The organism is Arenibacter sp. P308M17 (genome assembly GCF_003426735.1).
GTDB lineage: Bacteria > Bacteroidota > Bacteroidia > Flavobacteriales > Flavobacteriaceae > Arenibacter.
This window is the reverse complement of sequence record NZ_QVON01000002.1, coordinates 153,827-175,583: the sequence shown is the minus strand read 5'-3', so window position 1 is coordinate 175,583 and position 21,757 is coordinate 153,827. Positions and strand designations below refer to the sequence as shown.

The following is a 21,757-nucleotide window of genomic DNA, read 5'->3' as shown; positions in this document are numbered from 1 at the left end:
ACTATTCTATATAAAAAAGAAAACTCCTTTTTCTATGTGAATAGAAAAAGGAGTTTGTTATTTCCTTGGGAGTGGATTACTTCCATTGTCCATAAATCTGGATTTACTTGCTCAAGTACATCTTACGCCTGGAATACAGGTTGTAGAATTCATCGTCCTTAAGACTATCTATAAACAAAATGCTCTCTCCGGTACTTTTCATTTCAGGCCCCAAATTCTTATTTACATTAGGGAATTTATTAAAGGAAAATACCGGTTGCTTTATGGCATAGCCCTCCAATTGCGGATTAAAATTAAAGTCCTTTACCTTTTTCTCTCCCAGCATTACCTTGGTGGCATAGTTTACATAAGGCTCTTTGTAGGCCTTGGCAATAAATGGTACCGTTCTGGAGGCCCTAGGGTTGGCCTCTATGATATAAACAACATCATCCTTGATGGCGAACTGAATATTGATGAGTCCCACAGTATTCAGGGCCAAGGCGATCTTCTTGGTATGGTCCTTTATTTGCTGCATTACAAATTCCCCCAAATTAAACGGTGGCAAGGTGGCATTGGAATCCCCTGAATGGATACCACAGGGCTCAATATGCTCCATAATTCCGATGATGTAAACCTCTTCCCCATCACATATAGCATCGGCCTCTGCCTCTATGGCACCATCCAAATAATGGTCCAACAGCAGCTTGTTGTTAGGTATTTTTCTCAGAAGGTCTACAACATGCTCTTCCAATTCTTCCTTGTTGATCACAATCTTCATTCCTTGTCCTCCCAAAACATAGGATGGCCTTACCAGCAAAGGAAAGTCCAACTCATCCGACAGGGCCAAGGCTTCATCGGCAGTTTCGGCCACACCGAATTGTGGGAAAGGTATATTGTTTTCGGCCAATAAATTGGAAAAACTTCCCCTGTCCTCTGCCAGATCCAATGCCTTGAAACTGGTACCTATTATTTTAATTCCGTATTTATCCAGTTTTTCCGCCAACTTTAGAGCAGTTTGGCCGCCTAGCTGAACAATGACCCCTTCTGGTTTTTCATGCCTGATAATATCATAGATATGTTCCCAGAATACGGGTTCAAAATACAGTTTGTCAGAAATATCGAAATCCGTGGAAACCGTTTCCGGATTACAGTTGATCATTATGGTCTCATAACCACATTCCGAAGCCGCCAATACCCCATGTACACAGCAGTAATCAAATTCTATACCCTGTCCGATCCGGTTAGGCCCGGAGCCAAGTACCACAATTTTTTTCCTATCGCTTACAATACTATCGTTCTCCACATATTTCTTACCGTCCGGGGTTTCTATTTCTGCCTCAAAGGTAGAATAATAATAAGGGGTCATGGCCTTGAACTCGGCCGCACAGGTATCTACCAGTTTGTAGACCCTATTAATATTAAGGGCAACACGCTTATTGTATACCTCGCTCTCATAACACTCCAGCATATGGGCAATCTGCCTGTCGGCAAACCCTTTTTGCTTGGCCTCCAAAAGCAGGTCCTTGGAAAGGGATTCAATACTGAAGTTGGAAATTTCCTTTTCCAATTGATACAGTTCTTCGTATTGTTTTAAGAACCACATGTCTATTTTAGTGATTTCATGGATCCTGCTTAGAGGAATCCCTAATTGAATGGCGTCATATATGACAAAGACACGGTCCCAACTGGGGATGGTGAGCTTGCTGATAATCTCGTCATAATTGGTATATCCCTTACCATCCGCTCCAAGTCCGTTCCTCTTAATTTCCAAAGACTGGGTGGCTTTGTGAAGAGCTTCCTGAAAGGATCGGCCAATGCCCATTACCTCTCCCACCGATTTCATCTGTAGGCCCAGGGTTCTGTCCGAACCTTCAAATTTATCAAAATTCCAGCGCGGTATTTTTACGATTACATAATCCAAAGTAGGCTCAAATAAGGCCGAGGTAGATTTTGTAATCTGATTGCTCAGCTCATTTAAATTATATCCTATGGCCAGTTTGGCGGCAATCTTGGCTATGGGATACCCGGTGGCCTTTGATGCCAATGCCGAGGATCGGGAAACCCGGGGGTTGATCTCTATGGCAATGATGTCTTCCTTTTCATCAGGACTTACGGCGAACTGAACGTTACAGCCTCCTGCGAAATCCCCGATACTGCGCATCATCTTTATGGCCATATCCCTCATTCGCTGGAAGGTGGTGTCGGACAGCGTCATGGCCGGTGCCACCGTAATGGAGTCTCCAGTGTGGATCCCCATGGGGTCCATATTCTCTATGGTACAAATAATGACCACATTGTCATTTTTATCCCTTAACAATTCCAGTTCATATTCCTTCCATCCCATTAAGGCCTTATCTATCATGACCTCATGTATTGGGGAAACTTCCAATCCCAGACTTAACAGTTCATCAAAATCCTCCGGTTTGTAGACTATGGAAGCACCGGCACCCCCAAGGGTATAGGAGGCCCTGATCACCAAGGGAAATCCAAATTCCTGGGCAATTTCCTTCCCTTTTAGAAAGGAGGTAGCAGTTGCCTGAGGGGCCATACCAATACCAATTTTAAGCATCAGCTCACGGAATTTTTCCCTGTCTTCCGTAATGTTGATGGCGTCTATATCCACACCTATGATCTTTACTCCGTAATCTTCCCAAATTCCTTTGGTATCCGCTTCAATACAAAGATTTAATGCCGTTTGCCCCCCCATGGTAGGTAAGACCGCATCTATATTGGGATGCTTTTCCAAAATTTCCCTGATGGATTTTGTGGTCAATGGTTTTAAATAGACATGATCGGCCATTGTTGGGTCGGTCATTATGGTGGCGGGGTTACTGTTAATGAGGATCGTTTCTATACCATCTTCCCTTAAAGATCTCAACGCCTGTGTACCTGAATAATCAAATTCACACGCTTGACCAATAACGATGGGTCCCGAACCAATAATTAAAATAGAGTTTAAATCTTTTCTTTTGGGCATTTTACTAGTTGTTTATTATATAAAAAAGGGTATTGGACAAAAAAAAGGTGCTACTTCGGAAAAAGTAACACCTTTGTTATTTCTAAAAAACAATTCTATCATTATTTTTTGTGCTTCAGCTCCGAGGATACGGATAATTTCTTTCTTCCTTTAGCTCTTCTTCTAGCAAGTACTTTTCTACCATTGGCAGTAGCCATACGTTCCCTAAAACCATGTTTGTTTTTTCTCTTTCTTTTGGATGGTTGAAATGTTCTTTTGCTCATCGTAGCGTATTTTTATAGTATGCTTAAATTTCGTTTTTGTCTATCCTTTAATTTTGCCTCACCGACAGCAAAATCCGGCTGCAAATATACAAAGAGTTTTTGCATTGGCAAATCTAATTAAAAAAATATTTTTTTAGGATTGTCCCCTATTAGGCCCACAGGATTTTACTACTTTTGCATCGGCTTAATCAGAATGACAATTTAACATGAAACGCTTTATTTTTTTAATGGTCTGCATCCTATACAATATGGGTGTTTATGCACAAACCACCTTGCAATATCATTTAAAAAAGGGAGCTATTTTTAAAATCAAGCAGGATGCCGAGCAGATCATAACCCAGGAATTGGACGGTGCAGCCCATGAAATTACGAATCACATTGATGGTGTATTGGAGTTTAAAGTGCTTGGAGAATTGGAAAATGGATATGAAGTAGCTTTGACGTTTAAGGATCTAAACCTAAAAATGACCTCTAGTATCCAAGGGGAATTAATGAATGTCAGGGCCAAGGAGGTGAATGAAAACGACGTGCAGTCCAAAGTGTTCAACACCATACTGAACAATCCGGTGAAAATGGTTTTGGCAAGGACCGGGAACATATTAAAGGTTCAGGGAGGTGATAGTCTGGTTTCCAAAATGGCCAGGGCCTCTGGTCTGGAAGATGAATTCTCTATCAATATGATGAAAAAATCCTTGGAAAATGAGTTTGGATCAGTAGCATTGTCCAATAGCTATAAACAATTGACCTACATTTATCCAGATAGAAAGGTCAGCGTAAACGATAAATGGGAAAATGTCTATAATGGCAAATTGAAGACGACCAATGAATGGACCCTTAAAAGTATCGTGGACGGTAAGGCAACTATTAACGGAAAGGCTGCAGTGTTAATGGATGTAGAGGATGCCAATACCATTATGAAACTGAAGGGTACCCAAACCACTACCATAACGGCGGATACCGATACCGGATTTGTTACATACATGCTGATAGAGGGGATATCTACCGGGGTATCTACCATGACGCAAATGGGCGGACAAGAAATACCGACCACTATTACATCTAAAATAACGTACCAATTAATTAAATAACAATATGTTCAATAAAAATTTAAAACTAGTTATAGCCGGACTTATTATAGCCTATGCGGTATATCAATTTGTAGAAGGGAATATAGGCAATGGGATTGCATTGATCTTCCTTTCCTCCATTTTTGTATTTCTATATTTTAGGAATGAGATTATTTTATTGGCATTTCTTAAAATGCGTAAACAGGATTTGGCGGGTACAAAAAAATGGCTGGATAAAATTAAAAACCCGGATGCCGCCCTTACCACAAAGCAAAATGGGTATTATAATTATTTGAATGGAATCATATTTTCCCAGACCAACCTTACCCAGGCCGAAAAATACTTTAAAAAGGCCTTGAAATTTGGTCTAAATATGGATTATGATGTGGCAATGGCCAAATTGAGCCTTGCCGGTATTGCCATGCAAAAACGCAGAAAAAGGGAAGCTACCACACTATTGAACGAAGCGAAAAAGCTGGACAAACAAAATATGCTTGCGGAACAGATCAAGATGATGCAGCAGCAATTGAAAAAAATCTAGTGTTATATATAAGTATGTTCTGTCATTGAATTGCGATCCAGACTCCGTTTGACCGGACAATCTATCATTACTTCGAGACCCAAGATATTTTATTATTCAAGCGGATAAAATGACATTATTTCAAAAATTTGATTTTGAGATACATAACAAATATGATACAAGTAGAGAGATAGTTAAAGACTGTTATTAATTGAAAATTTCCAGATCGTCATTTCGAATGCATATGAGAAACCGAAGGTTCAGCGAAGCTAAACCGAAGGTTCACGAATACCCCTGAAATAAATATACATGAGCTAAATCACACATATAACTCCCAGCCAGTATGTGTGACTTCTCGTCGTCCCGAAAAGGGACTCTGTCGAAGTGACTACCGCTGCAGGGTTCATTCCAATAAAGATCTCAATTGTAACGGAACTGGGAAGTCATTTACGGTTAATTTAACACTCGATTAATTCCTCGATTATCGGTCTTGATGTCCTGCCCTCATTGCCAACTTCTAAAGCAGGGGAGCGAAAAGTCGGCTAAAAGACTCTTTTAGCCTTCTAATCAAGTTTCTGTTTTCCCAGCGTTCCAAGGTAACCTCTTCGCATTCCTGCAGGTCCAAATGGAATTGGCTCCGCATTTGTTGATTGAACTCCTTATTGTAGATCAAGGCATTTATTTCGAAATTCATGGAGAAACTCCGATAATCCATATTGGCCGTTCCAATACTGGAGAACATATCATCTATTACCAAAGTCTTGGCATGAATAAACCCTTTTCTATAACGATAAAGGGAGATGCCGGAATTTAGACATTCATCAATATAGGAGTCGGTGGCATACTGCGCTACCACCGAATCGGATTCGTAGGGTATTATGATCTTTATCTCTACCCCACTTCTTGCAGCGGTGGTCAAGGCCGTAAGAATGGACGAATTGGGTATAAAATACGGAGTAGTGATCAGGATACTTTTATGTGCCGAATTAATGGCGCAAAACATGGCTTCCATAATATTGGCCCAATCACTGTCGGGACCACTTGCCGCAATTTGTACCGCTACGGGTTTTTGGGTAGCGGATTTTTGTTTGGGGAGTAGAATTTCCTCAATCTCCATACTATCCTTGGCAGCAAAATTCCAGCTTAGGACAAAAGAGGATTGGAGGGCACCTACGGCACCTCCCTTGATACGCAAATGGGTATCCCTCCAGTATCTTTCATTATCAAAGGTGTTGTCGTATTTCTGATCTAGATTTATACCCCCTACATACCCAATATCACCATCTATTACCACAATCTTTCTGTGGTCCCTGTAGTTAAGTTTGCTGGTAGAGTTGGAGAACATAACGGGCATGAACGGAAAATGTTTTACTCCGCTATCTGTAAGCTTCTTTTTGAAAACTTTCGAGATATCACTGCCAACATCATCATAGATAAGTTTTACATTTACTCCTTCCCTAGCCTTTTTGCATAAAATGTCAATAATTTCACTGCCCAGACCTTTATCGAACAGCACAAAATACTCCAAGTGTATGTGGTGTTTGGCATTTTGAAGATCTTTCCTTAAATATTTAAACTTTTCCTCTCCATTTATAAGGATGTCCACCTCGTTATCAAAGGTAAGCAAGGCCCTTTCGTTATTCCGCATTAATTGGTAGATCTTATAAATACCTTCTCCCAAAAATTCCTTTAAATCGTCCCTTTCGGAACGGTCGAGATTAAAGCTATTGCGCCATTTTTTTAGTTGGTCATTGTCCCCGACGTATTTTTTTTCAAAAATCTTGTCCTTTCTGTAATCCTGTCCAAAAAAATAATAGACGAGCAGCCCTATAAAGGGCAATGTTGCCAAAACGAAAATGTAGGATAGCGTCTTGACCGGATTCTTGTTCTTAAGAACGATCAAAACCGAAAAAAAAATGACCAACAAATAATTAATACCTAAAAGTACGGGCCAAATATTATCCTTTAGGTAAGCACCCATTACTTGGAGATCTTATAGTAACCTTTGTTTGGAATTTCTATAGTATACTTCTTTTTGGAAGCATTGTTTAAATGGGGTTCCCTCAACCAAGGGTTATGTCGCTTTAATATTTTATAGTTGATTTCATAGAGTGCCGCAAAATCGGCAAAATTGTCCACTGGCTCTTCAATTTCAACATTAAAGGTGGGGACGGCGGTATACATATCTTCCTTTTCAATATGGAAGCCGTATTTTTCGGGATTGGATAATATTTCCTTAATGGCCAATATACGGAATACATAGCGACCTGTTTCTTCCCCTAAAAGAAGGTCATAATAGCCATCGGCTTTTTGTATTCCCATATACTTTTGGATGCCTCCTGCCCCCGCATTGTATGCAGCTGCGGCCAAGGTCCAACTTCCAAATTTCTCCTTGGACTTTTTTAGGTATTTACAGGCCACTTCAGTCGATTTTTCAACATGGTACCTTTCATCCACATTGCTGTTGATTTCCAGGCCGTATTCTTTTCCCGTGGCACTCATAATCTGCCAAAAGCCCGTGGCACCGGCCGGTGAAACCACATTTTGAAGCCCGCTTTCCGCCAAGGCCAAGTATTTAAAGTCGTCCGGAATTCCATTTTTCGCCAAGATAGGTTCTATAATGGGGAAGAATTTATGGGCCCTTTTCATAAGTAAAAGGGCATTGGACTGCCAATAGGTGTTCACCAAAAACTCACGGTCTACCCGTTCCATAATTTCCGGATCGTCAAAAGGAACCGGCTCCCCTGCAAAGTTTAAATCGTCCGGAATCTCAATGGCCGTAATCCGATAGCCCGGTTCGTCACTATCAATTGCTTTGGCCTCAGGTTCCACAACCGCCACGGAAGTTTCCCTATACTGGTTTTGTACAGCAAATATTAAGGTGCTTCCAACAAAAAAAACTCCCAAAATCATTAAAATGTTCTTTATAACCTTCATCTGTTCAATTTTTTAAATATTAAAATTATAGTATACGTCTTACTACATTTAGTAGTAACATTTCCTCCTCGGAGGTCAGGATCATTTATCCGTTTCTACCTCAAAGATATTAAGAAACTGTTTATATTTTGCTTTTGGAACATTTTAAAGTATATTTTTCGTCAGGCTAAGGTATTTTAATCCCGATTGCTCTTGGGAACATAACCAAAGCTACGGACCGTAAAATAGCTTAATCATTGAAAGGCGCCTAAAAGAACCAAAGGATAGAATTTAAACAGTTTCTATATACAACTGCCTTATTGCAAAATAATTGTAGGCAAGTGCTCATTAAACCATTTTGCGCGATGAATAATCATGGTATGTGTCCCATTTTTGACCCTAATACAATCTTTTATATAGGCTATGGGAAAGACCGGATCCTTATCACCATGAATATGAACAATATTATCGGCGCATTTTGTCTGTTTCCAGTTCACTATTGCATCTATGGACCAATCCAAATAATACTTATCCCGGACGGACAAGTACTGCTCGTAAAGGGCCAGGCGTTTGGGGATGGTTTCGCCAAAGGCATATTTGGCCAAAAGCTCCATATTGTTCACCAGACCGGTAGGCAATAATTTGTGCACTTTGGTATACTTGGCAAAAATCATTCTTTTGGGCAGTTCCGAATTACTTTTGACGCTCGAAATAATAATGACCTTTTCCACCTTAATGTGCTTGGCCATCTCCTGTACCAAAATACCGCCGAAGGACACCCCTATCAGAACTGCATCCTCATGTTTAATTTGGTGGGACATTTTCAGGGCATAATCCTCCAGGCTCATATCCTTATCGGGAACCGACCAATCCAAAAAATGCTTCTCAAAAATGGCCGTAGGCAGTTCCAATTTGTCAAATATAGTGGGATTGGCCGCCATGCCGGGCATGAAATAAACATGTTTTTTATTTTGGACCGTCCGGTTTTCAATCATAAATAGGATAATAACGAATTTTTCACTAACTTTGTTTTCTTGGCTTTTTCGTCCCTGCTTATGCGTTTATTTAGTTTACAAGCCTAGATTGTAATTTGAGAACGTTATGATCCAAAATTAGTCATTATTTAAAATCAAACTATATGAATGAAGTAGAAATTAAGGACAATGGCTTCTTGAGACAATTTGAAGCCAGGGTTGACGGCCACTTGGCCAAAATTGAATACTCTTCCCAAGAGCGCAAAGTTTTTTTAACAAAGCTTGTGATTCCCGAGGAAATAACAAAGGAAGGTTTTAAAGAGGAATTCATTAAAAGTGTCCTGAGCCATATCCAAGAACAAAATTTACGGGTTGTACCTACCAGTCCCCAAATTGCAGGTTTTTTAAGGAAAAACCGGCAATACAAGGAAATGCTTCCGGTAGGGATAAGAATATAACGATATAAAAAGCCTCCCGTAAATGGGAGGCTTTTTTATTTTATCCCTTTGGACCCTATATTTAGTAGCTTTTAGTATATCTAGACAGTTACCATACTGCCCACCTCAATACCCCTTACCATTCCATCATCATCAATTTCCGTAAGTTGAATTTCGTGCAAGGTATTTACCAAGCTAGGGTTCCACGGTGTTTTTATCTTTATATAATTCTCGGTAAAGCCATGTATGTATCCCTCCTTGTTTTCGGCTTCGTACAAAACGGTTCTGGTCGTGCCCAATTGCCCCTCATAGAACGCCCTTCTTTTTTTAACGGAAAGTCCCCTCAACATTTTACTTCTTTTATTCCTTACTTTTTTAGGGATTACCCCGGACAATTCCGTTGCCTTGGTATTATCCCTTTCAGAGTAGGTAAATACATGCAAATAGGAAATATCGAGTTCATTTAGGAAATTATAGGTCTCCAAAAAATGTGCTTCGGTTTCCCCTGGAAATCCAACTATGACATCGACCCCAATACAGGCATCCGGCATCACTTCCTTTATTTTTTTAACCCTATCTACATATAAATGGGTCAAATATCTTCTGCTCATCAATTTTAAAATGGCATCGCTACCGCTTTGTAGGGGAATGTGGAAATGGGGTACAAAGGAATTGCTCTGCGCCACAAAATCTATGGTTTCATTTTTCAACAAATTGGGTTCAATGGAGGAAATTCGCAGGCGGTGTATGCCCTCTACCCTATCCAAGGCCTTTACCAGATCCAAAAAGGTATGTTCATGCTTTTTATTGCCAAATTCCCCCTTACCATAATCACCTATATTAACCCCTGTAAGTACAATTTCCTTGATGCCCTTAGATGAGATTTCAGCGGCATTATTAAGAACATTCTGAAGGGTATCACTTCTCGAAATCCCCCTGGCCAAAGGAATCGTACAATAGGTGCATTTGTAATCGCAGCCATCCTGTACCTTTAGAAATGCCCTGGTACGGTCCCCTATGGCATAACTGCCCACATAAAAGTCGGCCTCCTCTATTTCGCAGGAATGTACCTGTCCAAAATCGTTTTTGGAAAGATCATTTACATAATCCGCGATCTTAAACTTTTCCGTGGCTCCCAAGACCAGATCAACACCGTCCACCGCTGCCAATTCTTCGGGTTTAAGCTGTGCATAGCACCCTATGGCCGCAACAAAGGCGTTGGGATTGCTCTTTTGTGCTTGCTTTACGATGGATTTAAATCGCTTATCCGCATTTTCCGTAACGGAACAGGTATTGATGACATACATATCCGCATTTTCGGAAAAATCAACACGCTCAAAGCCTTCCTCTATCAAGTTCCTGGCTATGGTCGAGGTTTCGGAAAAATTGAGCTTGCAGCCCAGGGTATAGAAAGCGACTTTTTTCTTCATCATGGTTCTTCTTGGACCGAATCCAATTCGGTTTTTAATACATTGATCCCAAACGTTTGCAAATATACCAATAAATAGGAATCCCTATAAAATTGCCTAAGGTTTGGTCAATTTATTATGAAGAGAGACAATCTATAGATTCTCCGACCCCCTTGGTCAGGGTCCGTCCGTGCCGGTATGGACCGGTTTACCTCTCCTTGGGAGAGGTCGGGACTGCCTTTTCAGCAGTTCCGGGTGAGGCAAAATAAAAAAATTTTTGATTTTTTTAATCTTTGCGCCACCTTTTGGTTTCCTCAAAAACGTGGTCCAAAATCCTGGCATCCATTTCATTGAATTCCACCCCCCTACGTGCCATCATGACCTTTGCAGCTTCATAGGCCTTTTGGGGCTGGTATGTAGTGAAACCGGAAGCCCCTCCCCAACTAAAACTGGGAACAAAATTCCTGGGGAATCCGGGGACATAAATATTACAGTTTACACCAATTACCGTTCCGGTATTGAACATGGTATTTATGGCCGTTTTGCTATGATCGCCCATCATTAGCCCGCAAAACTGTAGTCCGGTCTGTTCAAATTTTTCGGTATCATAATTCCATAGGCGCACCTTTGCATAATTATTTTTTAAGTTCGAATTATTGGAATCGGCACCAATATTGCACCATTCCCCCAGCACCGAATTGCCCAGATAGCCTTCATGCCCCTTACTGGAATATCCTATAAGTACAGAATTGGAAATTTCGCCACAAACTTTACTATAGGGGCCTACAGTGGTAGGGCCATAGATTCTGGCGCCCATTTTCACCACTGCCTTTTCGCAAAGGGCGAAACCTCCCCGAATAAGGTTGCCTTCCCATACTTCGGAGTTTTTGCCCAAGTAAATGGGGCCTTCGGAAGCATTTAATATACTGTATTCCACACTGGCACCTTCTTCCAAAAATATATTTTCCGGGTGTACCACACTATTGGTCTTGGAAATGGGGGCACTTTTTCTGCCCTTGGTCAACAGCTCGAAATCTGCCTGCATGGCCTCCCCATTTTTTGAAAAGATATCCCAAGTATTTTCAATTCGCAGTACGGGACCTTCGTATTCAATATGGGCGTAGGTGGAAAAATCAACTTCTTCCTGGGTTTCCTTGGCAAAAAAGGCGATTACCTCCCCGCCATAAAACACCGCCTCTTTTTCATTTAATTGGGCCACTATCCCAACCAAGTCCGGATTGGGCAAAAAGGAAGCATTAATAAGCACATTTTCGTCCATTTCCACCATAGGAAATCTTTCGGAAAGATAATCCTCGGTTATGGTGGTAATTGTGCTCCCCAGATAATTTTCCCACTTTTCCCTAATGGTGAGAACACCGATCCTAATATCTGCAACAGGTCTGGTAAATGTGAACGGCAACAATGCCCTTCTAACCGTACCGTCAAAAAGAATATAGTTCATACAACTAAATTATCTTAAGTACATGACAAAAATAGTTTTAACAATATTTTTCGGAAAATCCGTATTGCCCCAAACCCTAAAGCCTGCCTGTCCGGTAGGCAGGGGAGCCTGATTTTCCTTGATTTTACCCTTTAGGGTTGGGGTTGAAAATTAAGGAAAATCTTTCGAAATGGAATTTTGTCATGTACTATACTAAATTATAACAAAAAAAGTCACGCTTCTGCGTGACTTAATAACTCTTTTGTAAAGAAAATATTATTTTTTGAACTTATCGTATTTGTTCTTGAATTTATCGATACGTCCTGCGGTATCCAAAAATTTGGCCTTACCGGTATAGAATGGATGTGAAGTTCTGGAAATTTCCAATTTGACCAATGGATATTCAACCCCATCAACATCTAAAGTTTCTTTGGTATCGGCTGTGGATTTAGTGATGAATACCTCTTCATTGGACATGTCCTTAAAGGCTACCAATCTATAATTCCCTGGATGTATATCTTTTTTCATGTTTTGTTCCTGCTTAATTTCGAGGTGCAAATTTAAATATTTTTCTGAAAAGAACAACTTTAAATCCCAAAAAAGAAAAATAAAAATTGCCTATCTTTAAACGTAACAAATTTAATGACTTTAACACTAATCCTAATAACTATTCAAAATTTAATCAACATGGAAGAAACCAAACCAAAAACAGGAAAATACGCTTTAACCTATGGACTTATCCTAGGTGCCTTGAGCGTTGTATTTGCTCTAATGCTTTATTCGTTGGATATGCATTACCAAGGCGGAATGATGGTACTGGGAGTTAGTCTTTTAATAATGCTTGCGGTGATCGTTATAGGCATGATGCAATTCAAAAGGGACAATAACGGTTTAATGACCTTTGGGGAAGGTTTAAAGGTTGGCGTGGGTATTGGCCTAATAGGTGGAATCATTGGAATTTTGTTCAATCAGATCATGGCCGGACTTATAGATCCTGAAATGATGGACAAAGCTATGGAATATCAAAGAGGACTACTCATGGAAACCACTAAAATGACCCCTGAGCAAATTGATGCCCAAATGGAAATGGGTAAAAAATTCTCTACACCTTCCATGCAAATTGTCTTTGGGCTAATTTATAGTATAGTGGCAAGCCTTTTGTTATCACTTATTCCAGCATTAATTTTAAAAAGGAAAGAAACTATTCAGTAATTTGTACTTTTGAAAAGATTTTCCATTAGTACCGAATGAATATATCCATAATAATTCCCTTACTTAACGAAGAAGAATCGTTGAAAGAACTGCATGATTGGATTGTACGCGTAATGCAATCCAATCATTTTTTATATGAAATACTTTTTATAGATGACGGAAGTACCGATGGTTCTTGGGACATAATTACCAAATTGGGGGCTTCCAATCCCAATGTTAAGGGAATCCGTTTCTTAAAGAATTTTGGGAAATCGCAGGCCCTACATGCCGGATTTAAGGCCGCGCATGGCGATGTGGTAATTACTATGGATGCAGACCTTCAGGATAATCCGGAGGAAATTCCGGAATTGTACCGAATGATCGCAGAGGAAGGGTTCGATCTTATTTCCGGTTGGAAAAAAAAAAGATACGATTCCATCCTCAGTAAAAACCTTCCTTCCAAATTGTTTAATTGGGCTGCCCGTAAGACTTCCGGCGTGCGCCTGCACGATTTTAATTGCGGTCTGAAAGCCTATAAGAAAGAGGTCGTAAAAACCATTGAAGTCTCCGGGGAAATGCACCGGTATATTCCCGTTCTCGCCAAAAGTGCCGGATTTCATAAAATAGACGAAAAGGTAGTACAGCACCAGGCCCGGAAATATGGGAAGACCAAATTTGGTATGGATCGCTTTATCAATGGTTTTTTGGATCTGATCACCATCTGGTTCGTTTCCAAATTTGGAAAACGGCCCATGCACCTTTTTGGTGCTCTGGGAGTCCTTATGTTTACTATTGGTTTTGGTTTTGCCCTATATCTGGGTATCGATAAGATCTTCATCAATCCTTTTGGGCGACTCATAACGCAGCGACCACAATTTTATATTGCACTGATAGCTATGGTGATAGGGACGCAGCTTTTCCTCGCAGGTTTTTTAGGGGAAATAATGGTAAGATCCCGCAAGAACGAAACCCGTTACAATATCACTGAAGAAATAAATCTCTCCGAACAATAAATGAATATTCTTTGTATTTTTAAGAACATATAATACCAAACGACTATGGAAGCCATACTGAAAAATGCCAAAAATTGGTTGACCGATTTTTTCGATGATAAGACCAGGAGCGAGATTCAAAAGTTGATAGAAGGCAATACCGAAGAGCTAAAGGACCGCTTTTACAAGGATCTCGAATTTGGAACCGGAGGGATGCGCGGCATTATGGGTGCCGGTACCAATAGAATAAATAAATATACCTTGGGAAAAAGTACCCAAGGCCTTAGTAACTACTTAAATCAAGTATATAGTAAGGAACAAGTGAAGGTAGTCATTGCCTATGACTGTAGGCATAATAGCGATACCTTGGCCAGGACCGTTGCCCAAGTTTTTGCCGCCAATGGTATTAAAGTATACCTTTTTTCGGAACTGCGCACCACCCCCGAACTATCTTTCGCCGTAAAATACCTGAACTGCCACGCAGGTATCGTTTTAACGGCTTCGCACAACCCACCGGAATACAATGGCTATAAAGTATATTGGAGCGATGGTGGACAGATAGTACCCCCCCAGGACGGGGCCATAGTGGATGAAATAAATAGCCTTTCCTTTGAAGAAATCAAATTTAATGCAGATGAAAGCCTAATAGAATTGATAGATAAAAAGGTGGATGATGCCTTTATGGAAGCTTCCGTTAAAAATGGGAACTTCAATGCCAAGGGCAAGGACGATTTTAAAATTGTATTTACTTCCCTTCACGGAACCTCCATTACCGTTATCCCCGAAGTACTCCAAAGGGCCGGTTATAAAAATGTGACCGTTATTGAGGAACAGGCCAAACCTGATGGTAATTTTCCCACTGTAGTCTCCCCAAACCCAGAGGAACCGGAAGCCCTGTCCATGGCCATTAAAAAGGCCGAGGAAATTGGAGCGGATATGGTAATCGGCACCGATCCGGATAGCGACCGACTAGGAGTGGCCGTGCGTAATTTGGAAGGGGAAATGGAAATCCTGAACGGCAATCAGGCCATGATTATGATGACCAAGTTTTTGTTGGACCAAAGGAAGAAAAAAGGAATCACCGGCAAGGAATTTATCGCTTCCACCATTGTTTCCACACCTATGATGGACGCCTTGGCCAAAGGCTATGGAGTAGAATGTAAGACCGCCCTTACCGGCTTTAAATGGATCGCCAAAATGATCAAGGATTTCCCTGAGCAGCCTTTCATTGGCGGTGGCGAGGAGAGCTTTGGTTTTATGGTAGGCGATTTTGTAAGGGACAAGGATGCGGTGACCGCTACCCTCCTGGCCTGTGAAATTGGTGCCAATGCCAAGGCCAATGGCAGTTCGTTCTACAAGGATCTGATAGATTGCTATGTGGACTATGGGTTCTTTAAGGAAAAATTAATTTCCCTGACCAAAAAGGGAATGTCCGGAGCGGAGGAAATTAAGCAGATGATGATCGATTTTAAGGATAATCCTGTGGATACTATCGATGGTTCCAAAGTAGTAATTGTGGAAGATTACAATACGGCGACCTCTAAAAATGTATTGACGGGCAAAGTGACCCCTATAGATATTCCAAAATCCAACGTCCTGATCTACATTACCGAAGATGGTACCAAAATGGCGGCCAGGCCAAGCGGTACGGAACCTAAGATCAAATTTTATTTTAGCATTAACACCAAACTGGACAAGGCGGCGGACTACAAAAAAGTGGATGCCGAACTCGATGCCAAAATTGAAAGAATCCTTAAAGAACTGAATATAGGTTAATGGAATATTTTAAAAAGATTCTTCGCTTTGCGAAACCCTACCGTAAATACGGTTTTTTAAACATTTTTTTCAATATTCTATATGCCCTTTTCAGTGCCCTTTCCTTTGCGGCCCTAATCCCCATGTTGGACGTACTTTTTAAACCGGAAAAGAAGATTTTGGTGGAGCCGGTCTATGAAGGCATGGGACAGTTAAAGGATTATTTGCAGGACTATATTAATTATAGGGTTAATGCCTATTCCGGGGATGATGAAATGAAAGGACTGGTCCTGGTCATTGGATTGGTCTTGATTCTTTTCCTTTTGAAGAATTTCTTCAACTACCTGGCCATGTATTTTATTACCTTTCTGAGAAACGGGGTACTAAAGGATATTAGGAACAAAATGTACGCCAAAATAGTGGACTTGCCCATCTCCTATTATTCGGAGAAACGCAAGGGCGATGTTATTGCCCGTATTACTTCGGACGTTTTGGAAATTCAACATTCCTTCCTATCCATATTAGAACTGATCGTCAGGGAACCGCTTACCATCATTTTTACTATTTTGATCATGTTCGGGATAAGCACAAAATTGACCCTGTTCGTCTTTATTTTTATCCCCATCGCGGGTATGATCATTTCAAGGATTGGAAAATCACTTAAAAAGAAATCGGATCGGGTACAAAGGGAACAAGGGGAATTTCTATCAATAGTAGAAGAAACCTTGGGCGGCCTTAGGGTGATAAAAGCATTTAATTCCGAATCCAGGTTCTATAAAACATTTACTACCTCCACCAGTAGGTTTTTCCATTTTTCCAATAAGCTGTTGAACAGACAGAATCTTGCTTCCCCAACAGGGGAATTTTTGGGGATATTGGTCATTGGGGTATTGTTATGGTTTGGCGGAAAAATGGTCTTGATAGATAAAACCCTGGATGCCTCCTCTTTTATTGCCTATATGGGGCTTGCCTACAACATACTAACGCCTGCAAAGGCCATTAGTAAGGCCTCCTTTGGAGTAAAGAAAGGGAATTCGGCAGCAGAACGGGTATTGGAAATTTTGGAAACCGAAAATCCAATTGTTGAAAAGAAGGATGCTGTTGTTAAAACTACATTTGATGGAGGAATAGACATTAACAATGTTTCCTTTAAGTATGAGGATGAATATGTGTTGAAAAATTTTAATCTAAAGGTTCCCAAAGGCCAAACCGTAGCCCTGGTAGGCCAATCGGGAAGCGGAAAAAGTACCATAGCCAACTTAATGACCCGCTTTTATGATGTAAATGGGGGGGAAATAAAAATTGATGGCGTTGATATTCGGGATTTTTCTAAAAAATCGCTCCGTAATCTAATGGGACTGGTTACCCAAGATTCCATTTTGTTCAACGATACCGTTAAAAATAATATTGGATTGGGCAAAGAGGGTGCCACGGAGGAGGAAATAATGGAAGCTGCCAAAATAGCCAATGCCCACGATTTTATTAGTGGACTGCCACATGGGTATGATACGAATATCGGGGATAGCGGAAATAAATTAAGTGGGGGACAAAAGCAGCGGTTGTCCATAGCAAGGGCCGTGTTAAAAAATCCGCCCATTATGATTTTGGACGAGGCTACCTCTGCACTGGATACGGAAAGCGAACGATTGGTACAGGATGCCCTGGAAAAGATGATGCGGAATAGGACCTCTATTGTAATTGCGCACCGACTGTCCACCATACAAAATGCCAATACGATCGTGGTTTTGCAGAAAGGTGAGATTGTGGAACAAGGTTCCCATACTGAACTCATGGAAAAAGACGGGGTCTATAAAAGGTTGGTTACCATGCAGTCTTTTTAAGGTATATAAAAGCCATGACCAAACCTAGGTGTAATATACGTTGATTGGACCCTAACGGAAACTGAGTCAAGGCAAATAACCTTATCGGGACGCCTGTTGTTCCAAGACCTCGTTCTGCGATAATCGGTATTTAAGAATGTTCAAATATAGAAGGGCTTCCTTATTGTCATAATCCGCATAAGACTTCGATGCCCAATCCATGGCGGTATTCAGATCCCCGTTGATCTCATTTATTATCGCCATATTGTAACAGGCCCGTCCTGCAATTTTGGGTTTGGAATTGTCCAACTCTTTTTCCCAAAGTTGGGCAGCACCTTGCCAATCCCCGGTCTGCGCCCTTCTTTTGGCCACCACGAAATTGTCCGTTCCGCGTACAAAGTAGTCCCTGGATATCCTGTGCCTGTACGGGGAAAGTCTGGAACCATATGCAAATCCCATATTCATGCTCAATGTTTCAACAGCCTCGTTCCTACGGGCTATGGCTTCAATTGCCTTTACGGGATTAATACCTTTTCCGGAAGATACCAACTGATCTGTATACATAAATTCGTCCACTATTTGCCTGTTACGTGGATTATAGATCCGCCACCCATTTTTTACAAGGGTGTTCAGGGTCACTTCATGGGCCGGGACCGACACTTTGACTCCTAAATTGTTGGGTAGTTGCATTACGGATGGTTTATAGGAAACCTGAGTGTCCGTATCATAAAATGCCAAGGAAAAAATGGCATCAACTCCGTTGGCGGCACAAATTTCCTCTATCACTTCCCAGGACAGGCTTGCCGGAAAGACATCCAGTCCTTTTCTTATTTCCGTTTCCTTATCCAAAATAAGTATTTCCTCAAACCTTCCCGTGCCCGCCAGTTCATCCGATAGGGCATTAATGGCAACTTCGGCCCCCTTTCTGTCCAAATCAAGTCCTTCAGCCGATAATATTTGGTCTATTTTGTCAATTGTCCTATTAACTTCGGAAGGCAGACTTCTGTTAATAATACCTATTCTTTGTATCTCTTTGGGAAGATGCACTATGGCCGGTTCCGTGGCTCCCATCGTTAAATTATTGGTGGCACTACAGGACATTAATAAAATGCCTATGCCGATATATCCGAGTAACAGTTTATAGTTTTTCATCCCAATGGTTTTAGTGGTTATTATTCAATAACTTTGGTAATTACCTAGCTATAAAACACCTACTGCACTGGAAATATTGTTCCAGAAATCAATATTTTACTGTTTTACCCGGGTTGGGACAGGTCTATGGACATAAAAGAGTTGGGCCAAGGCAACAAATACATGTAATTACAGTCTTCCCATATTGCACCTATTCCTTACCTTTGAAGGCTATATATCCTTATGGAAAGGAAAATTGAATAAATGAATAAAATAAGTTCAAAAACGCTTCAAGATCTCGAATTTAATACCGTCCTATTACAATTGGCCGCCCGATGTACCACAGAACTCGGAAAGGAACAAGTTGCCAATTTGGAACCAATAACGGATAAAACCGAGTTATTGGCCGTTTTGGGACAAACTTCCGAGTATCTGGCCTCCTACTCCAACGACAATAGGATTCCGAATCATAACTTTGACACCATTAATCAGGAGTTGAAACTCCTTAAAATAGAGAATACCACATTGGAAGTGGGAGGGTTCAAGAAAATAGGTTCCATTTGTACTACTGTGGCCACCCATATCAAATTCTTTATAAAATTTAAGGAGTACTATCCCCTTCTATACGTTGTTTCCGATGGCATTGCCCTAAACTTGGAAATTCCCCGAAATATAGAGGCTGTCATTGATAAATTTGGGGAAATAAGGGATAATGCCTCCACCAACCTTCAAAATATCCGTTCCCAAATGGTTGTGGTGAAGGGCAAAATAAATCAGAGTTTTGCCACGGCGCTGAATACCTATCATGCCTCGGAGCTTTTGGATGAAATAAGGGAATCCGTTGTAGATAATAGACGTGTACTTGCCGTAAAGAGTATGTATCGAAAAAAAGTAAAGGGCGCCGTAATGGGAACCTCCAAAACAGGAAGCATTGTCTACATTGAGCCGGAGGCCACCCTTAGGTACAGTAGGGAACTTGGCAACTTGGAATTTGAGGAACGCGAAGAGATACAAAAAATATTGAACGATCTTACCAACCGCATACGCCCCTTTGCCCCTGAGTTATATGCTTATCAAGATTTTTTGGTCCATATGGACATTACGGCCTCCAAGGCCAAATATGCCCTGGAAATGGATGCCGTGTTGCCGGAAATTAGTGACCAAAGGGAGCTTTACCTTAGGGATGCCTACCATCCTTTGCTGTTTTTGAGCAATAAGTACAAAAAGGAAAGAACATACCCTCAAACCATTGCCCTGCATCCCGAAAACAGAATTATAGTGATTTCCGGACCCAATGCAGGGGGGAAAAGTATTACCCTAAAAACCATTGGTCTGTTGCAGGTGATGTTGCAGAGTGGTTTATTGATCCCGGTTCATGAGCGATCCAAAGTTTGTTTGTTCGATAATGTCCTGACAGATATAGGCGACAACCAATCCATAGAAAACCATCTCAGCACCTATAGTTATCGCTTAAAGAATATGAATTACTTCTTGCGGAAATGCAACGACAGGACCTTGTTTCTGATCGATGAATTTGGAACGGGAAGCGATCCTGAACTGGGCGGTGCCCTTGCCGAGACTTTTTTGGAAGTTTTCTACGAAAGGGGTGCCTACGGAGTTATTACCACCCATTACGCCAATCTTAAATTGTTGGCCAACGAATTGCCGCATGTTACGAATGCCAATATGCTCTTCGATGGAAAATCGCTGGAACCAACCTACCAATTGGTACTGGGACAGGCCGGTAGTTCCTTTACATTTGAAGTGGCCCAGAAGAATGGTATTCCCTATAGCCTCATCAACAAGGCGAAAAAGAAAATAGAACACGGCAAGGTCCGTTTTGATGCCACCATTGCCAAACTTCAAAAGGAGCGCAGTAAAATGGAAAAAACGGGTTCCAGGTTACAGGAGGAGGAATCCAAGGCCAGGACGGAGGCCCAAAAACTGGAAGACCTTAATTCCAAGATCAAATCCAAATTGGAAAACTATCAAGAACTGTACGATCATAACCAACGGATGATCTATTTGGGGAATAAGGTAAATACGGCTGCCGAAAAATATTTTCAGGATAAAAAGAAACGGAATTTGGTTTCCGAATTGATACGTATTGTGGAAACAGAAAATAGCAAGCGCAAAAAACAATCGGTAAAAGAGGTAGAGGCACAAAAGGAAAGGAAGGCCAAAGTGGAACAGGAAGTGATAAAAAAGGTGGAGGTAATCCGCGAAAAGAAAAAAGTAGAGAAAAAGAAGGCAGAAGTAAAGGAAAAAAATAAGCCACGACCCATATTTAAAATAGGGGATCGTGTACGCTTAACAGACGGAAAGGCCGTGGGCAGTATAGATAGTTTGGAAAAGAACAAGGCTATTGTAAACTATGGTATTTTTACCACCAATGTTGCGGTAGACCAACTGGAATTGGTTGAAAGAAAAATATAATACGTGGTTGGACCACTACAAAAATGATTGAAAATAATAAAATAATTCTCTTTGACGGCGTTTGCAACCTTTGCAATAGTGCTGTGCAATATGTTATTGAACACGATAAAAACAATGTTTTTAAGTTTGCTGCCCTGCAAAGCGCTATCGGGGAGAAATTAATGAAGGAGCGCGGGATAGATGCCTCCCAGATCGATTCCATAATTCTCATAGAACAGGGTGTGGCCTATTACACCAAATCTACCGCTGCCCTTAAAATTGCCCAATCTTTTGGCGGGATCTGGAAGTTGGCGGGGGTGTTCCATTGGATCCCCGAAAAAATTAGGAACTGGGTGTACAACTACATTGCCGATAATCGATATAAATGGTACGGTAAAAAAGAGGCCTGTATGGTTCCAGATCCAGCGTTAAAATCAAAATTTTTATAAAAGGGAACATGCCTTCCTTAC

18 protein-coding genes are annotated in these 21,757 nt (G+C 41.0%); 9 read left to right on the top strand and 9 right to left on the bottom strand.

The annotated features are described in order from the left end of the window. Positions 1 to 103: 103 nt before the first annotated feature. Together carB and rpmH are read right to left on the bottom strand one after the other, a co-directional pair. Complete coding sequence (gene carB / locus D0S24_RS04805) at positions 104 to 2,956, bottom strand: carbamoyl-phosphate synthase large subunit (protein WP_117018732.1); 2,853 nt, start codon at positions 2,954 to 2,956, stop codon at positions 104 to 106. Positions 2,957 to 3,057: 101 nt separating this feature from the next. Then, positions 3,058 to 3,219 (bottom strand): 50S ribosomal protein L34, encoded by a 162-nt coding sequence (gene rpmH / locus D0S24_RS04800; protein ID WP_026809253.1) that lies wholly within the window; start codon positions 3,217 to 3,219, stop codon positions 3,058 to 3,060. Positions 3,220 to 3,425: 206 nt separating this feature from the next. Here rpmH and D0S24_RS04795 point away from each other — a divergent pair, with 206 nt between their 5' ends. Together D0S24_RS04795 and D0S24_RS04790 are read left to right on the top strand one after the other, a co-directional pair. Beyond that, on the top strand, positions 3,426 to 4,307 hold the full coding sequence (locus D0S24_RS04795; RefSeq protein WP_117018731.1) for a DUF6263 family protein: 882 nt from the start codon (positions 3,426 to 3,428) through the stop codon (positions 4,305 to 4,307). Between the two features lie 4 nt (positions 4,308 to 4,311). After that, positions 4,312 to 4,827 carry a DUF2892 domain-containing protein gene (locus D0S24_RS04790; protein WP_117018730.1) on the top strand — a complete coding sequence of 172 codons (516 nt, stop codon included), beginning with the start codon at positions 4,312 to 4,314 and terminating at the stop codon, positions 4,825 to 4,827. A 496-nt stretch (positions 4,828 to 5,323) separates the two neighbouring features. Here the strand turns inward: D0S24_RS04790 and cls are convergent, their stop codons facing one another. The 3 genes from cls to D0S24_RS04775 form a co-directional block, all read right to left on the bottom strand. Further along, positions 5,324 to 6,787 (bottom strand): cardiolipin synthase, encoded by a 1,464-nt coding sequence (gene cls, locus D0S24_RS04785; protein WP_117018729.1) that lies wholly within the window; start codon positions 6,785 to 6,787, stop codon positions 5,324 to 5,326. After that, positions 6,787 to 7,743: a lytic transglycosylase domain-containing protein gene (locus D0S24_RS04780; RefSeq protein WP_117018728.1), complete on the bottom strand. Its 957-nt coding sequence runs from the start codon at positions 7,741 to 7,743 to the stop codon at positions 6,787 to 6,789. Before D0S24_RS04780 ends, cls begins: the two co-directional genes overlap by 1 nt. Before the next feature lie 296 nt (positions 7,744 to 8,039). Then, positions 8,040 to 8,717, bottom strand: coding sequence for an alpha/beta fold hydrolase (locus D0S24_RS04775; protein ID WP_251795717.1), 678 nt, complete (start codon positions 8,715 to 8,717; stop codon positions 8,040 to 8,042). Positions 8,718 to 8,860: 143 nt separating this feature from the next. Here D0S24_RS04775 and D0S24_RS04770 point away from each other — a divergent pair, with 143 nt between their 5' ends. Further along, positions 8,861 to 9,154 carry a GNAT family N-acetyltransferase gene (locus D0S24_RS04770; RefSeq protein WP_072861005.1) on the top strand — a complete coding sequence of 98 codons (294 nt, stop codon included), beginning with the start codon at positions 8,861 to 8,863 and terminating at the stop codon, positions 9,152 to 9,154. A gap of 80 nt (positions 9,155 to 9,234) precedes the next feature. On the opposite strand, the gene mtaB is transcribed toward D0S24_RS04770, so the two are convergent. From mtaB to D0S24_RS04755, 3 genes are all read right to left on the bottom strand, one after another. Next, complete coding sequence (mtaB, locus tag D0S24_RS04765; RefSeq protein WP_117018727.1) at positions 9,235 to 10,563, bottom strand: tRNA (N(6)-L-threonylcarbamoyladenosine(37)-C(2))-methylthiotransferase MtaB; 1,329 nt, start codon at positions 10,561 to 10,563, stop codon at positions 9,235 to 9,237. Between the two features lie 265 nt (positions 10,564 to 10,828). Beyond that, a complete protein-coding gene (locus D0S24_RS04760; protein ID WP_117018726.1) occupies positions 10,829 to 12,004 on the bottom strand; it encodes a GlmU family protein in 1,176 nt (391 codons plus the stop codon). 255 nt (positions 12,005 to 12,259) lie between these two features. After that, entirely contained in the window at positions 12,260 to 12,511 is a 252-nt protein-coding gene (locus D0S24_RS04755) for a type B 50S ribosomal protein L31 (RefSeq protein WP_117019308.1), read from the bottom strand. 159 nt (positions 12,512 to 12,670) lie between these two features. On the opposite strand from D0S24_RS04755, the gene D0S24_RS04750 reads away from it, so the two are divergent. From D0S24_RS04750 to D0S24_RS04735, 4 genes are read left to right on the top strand one after another with little or no spacing between them, the layout of a single operon-like run. Then, positions 12,671 to 13,195: a DUF4199 domain-containing protein gene (locus tag D0S24_RS04750; protein WP_181938027.1), complete on the top strand. Its 525-nt coding sequence runs from the start codon at positions 12,671 to 12,673 to the stop codon at positions 13,193 to 13,195. Positions 13,196 to 13,230: 35 nt separating this feature from the next. Continuing rightward, entirely contained in the window at positions 13,231 to 14,187 is a 957-nt protein-coding gene (locus D0S24_RS04745; protein WP_117018724.1) for a glycosyltransferase family 2 protein, read from the top strand. Positions 14,188 to 14,232: 45 nt separating this feature from the next. Continuing rightward, a complete protein-coding gene (locus tag D0S24_RS04740; RefSeq protein WP_117018723.1) occupies positions 14,233 to 15,942 on the top strand; it encodes a phospho-sugar mutase in 1,710 nt (569 codons plus the stop codon). Further along, complete coding sequence (locus tag D0S24_RS04735) at positions 15,942 to 17,762, top strand: ABC transporter ATP-binding protein (protein WP_117018722.1); 1,821 nt, start codon at positions 15,942 to 15,944, stop codon at positions 17,760 to 17,762. Before D0S24_RS04740 ends, D0S24_RS04735 begins: the two co-directional genes overlap by 1 nt. A gap of 81 nt (positions 17,763 to 17,843) precedes the next feature. Here D0S24_RS04735 and D0S24_RS04730 read toward each other — a convergent pair whose 3' ends face one another. Next, positions 17,844 to 18,893 (bottom strand): DUF6340 family protein, encoded by a 1,050-nt coding sequence (locus D0S24_RS04730; protein ID WP_117018721.1) that lies wholly within the window; start codon positions 18,891 to 18,893, stop codon positions 17,844 to 17,846. A gap of 243 nt (positions 18,894 to 19,136) precedes the next feature. Between D0S24_RS04730 and D0S24_RS04725 the strand changes: the two genes are divergently transcribed. Further along, a complete protein-coding gene (locus D0S24_RS04725; protein WP_117018720.1) occupies positions 19,137 to 21,308 on the top strand; it encodes an endonuclease MutS2 in 2,172 nt (723 codons plus the stop codon). A 23-nt stretch (positions 21,309 to 21,331) separates the two neighbouring features. Further along, positions 21,332 to 21,736 (top strand): thiol-disulfide oxidoreductase DCC family protein, encoded by a 405-nt coding sequence (locus tag D0S24_RS04720; protein WP_117018719.1) that lies wholly within the window; start codon positions 21,332 to 21,334, stop codon positions 21,734 to 21,736. Positions 21,737 to 21,757: the final 21 nt, after the last annotated feature.